This window comes from Clostridium ragsdalei P11, from assembly GCF_001675165.1.
Taxonomy (GTDB): Bacteria; Bacillota; Clostridia; order Clostridiales; family Clostridiaceae; genus Clostridium_B; species Clostridium_B ragsdalei.
Map to the genome: position 1 here is coordinate 1 of NZ_LROS01000053.1, position 1801 is coordinate 1801.

The following is a 1801-nucleotide window of genomic DNA, read 5'->3' on the forward strand; positions in this document are numbered from 1 at the left end:
AAAGCTATTTCGAGGAGAACCAGCTATCTCCGAGTTCGATTGGAATTTCTCCGCTATCCACAGCTCATCCCATGGTTTTTCAACACCAACGTGGTTCGGTCCTCCACGGAATTTTACTTCCGCTTCAACCTGGCCATGGATAGGTCACTCGGTTTCGGGTCTACAACATACAACTTCGCGCCCTTTTCAGACTCGGTTTCCCTCCGGCTCCGTACCTTAAGTACTTAACCTTGCTGCATATCGTAACTCGCTGGCTCGTTCTACAAAAAGCACGCCGTCGTACTTTACGTACTTCGACTGTTTGTGGACACACGGTTTCAGGTTCTATTTCACTCCCCTCCCGGGGTTCTTTTCACCTTTCCCTCACGGTACTCCTTCTCTATCGGTCACCAGGTAGTATTTAGCCTTGGGAGGTGGTCCTCCCTGTTTCCCACAAGGTTTCTCGTGTCTCGTGGTACTCTGGATTAGATCTGACTGCTCTTTGCTTTCATTTACAGGGCTTTTACCTTCTCCGGCGGAGCCTTCCAGCTCTCTTCAATTAACACTTCACAGTATTTATGACCTATCCGCAACCCCAGGAACAAGTTCCTGGTTTGGGCTCTTTCCCGTTCGCTCGCCGCTACTTAGGAAATCGATGTTTCTTTCTCTTCCTCCGGGTACTTAGATGTTTCAGTTCCCCGGGTTTGCCTCTACAAACCTATGTATTCAGTTTGCAGTACCTAGCGTTATCTAGGTGGGTTTCCCCATTCGGATATCTTTGGTTCTCTGGCTATTTGCGCCTACCCAAAGCTTTTCGCAGCTTATCGCGTCCTTCTTAGGCTCCTGGTGCCAAGGCATCCTCCATGCGCCCTTTGTAGCTTGACCTTTATTATCGAAAATCGTCATTAACTTCGTCCAGCTTCGTCAAATACCTCATTCCGGTGCTCATTTACATAAGTAAACTCCGCTCCTCATTCGGTCTTTTCCTTGCTGTACTCGTTACTGCCAATTTTCTTTGTATCATCTTAAATGTTTAAAACGATACATAAATTGTATTTCAACAATGAAATACATCTACTACAAAGGTTATTTCTAACCTTAGCTTTACTTTATTTCTTATTTACTGTGCAATTTTCAAAGGACAATTTTTCAATTTACATTGTAAACTGAAAATGGTTTTCTAATGAAAACCTTTGGTGGGCTTAAATGGACTCGAACCATCGACCTCACGCTTATCAGGCGTGCGCTCTAACCAGCTGAGCTATAAGCCCTAAATGGTGGAGATAAAGAGATTCGAACTCTTGACCCTCTGCGTGCAAGGCAGATGCTCTCCCAGCTGAGCTATACCCCCAAAATATTTTTATTCTATTTTTAAAAAATTGCTATTAACTTCACAATCGACCTCAAAACTTTCATTTCGGTGCTCATTTATATAAGTAAATTCCGCTCCTCATTCAAGTTTTTCCTTGTCTTGCTCGTTACTATCAATTTTTTATTGTCATCATATCACTTAGATTTTAAAAGTGATACTGTGAAGAATCTATGATCCTTCAAAATTAAACAGAGTGAAAAATTGCTATTAACTTCGTATATCGGCGTCAAAATCATTCGCTGCGGTACTCATTTACATTAGTAAACTCTGTTCCTCGCTTATGTTTTTCCTTGATACACTCGTTACTATCAATTTTTAAGTATTAACTTACTTAAACCATCAATTTATAAGATAGATTATACTCTATCTTTCGACTCCCTAGAAAGGAGGTGATCCAGCCGCAGGTTCTCCTACGGCTACCTTGTTACGACTTCACCCCAATTACTAACC

Annotated in this window: 2 tRNA genes and 2 rRNA genes; all 4 read right to left on the reverse strand. The window is 42.2% G+C overall.

Annotated elements, in window-relative coordinates:
- Positions 1-864: ribosomal RNA gene (locus tag CLRAG_RS16160) — 23S ribosomal RNA — on the reverse strand; the annotation flags it as partial.
- A 309-nt stretch (positions 865-1173) separates the two neighbouring features.
- Positions 1174-1250 (reverse strand) — tRNA-Ile (locus CLRAG_RS16165).
- Between the two features lie 4 nt (positions 1251-1254).
- A tRNA-Ala gene (locus tag CLRAG_RS16170) sits at positions 1255-1330 on the reverse strand.
- 403 nt (positions 1331-1733) lie between these two features.
- Positions 1734-1801, reverse strand: a 16S ribosomal RNA gene (locus CLRAG_RS16175); the annotation flags it as partial.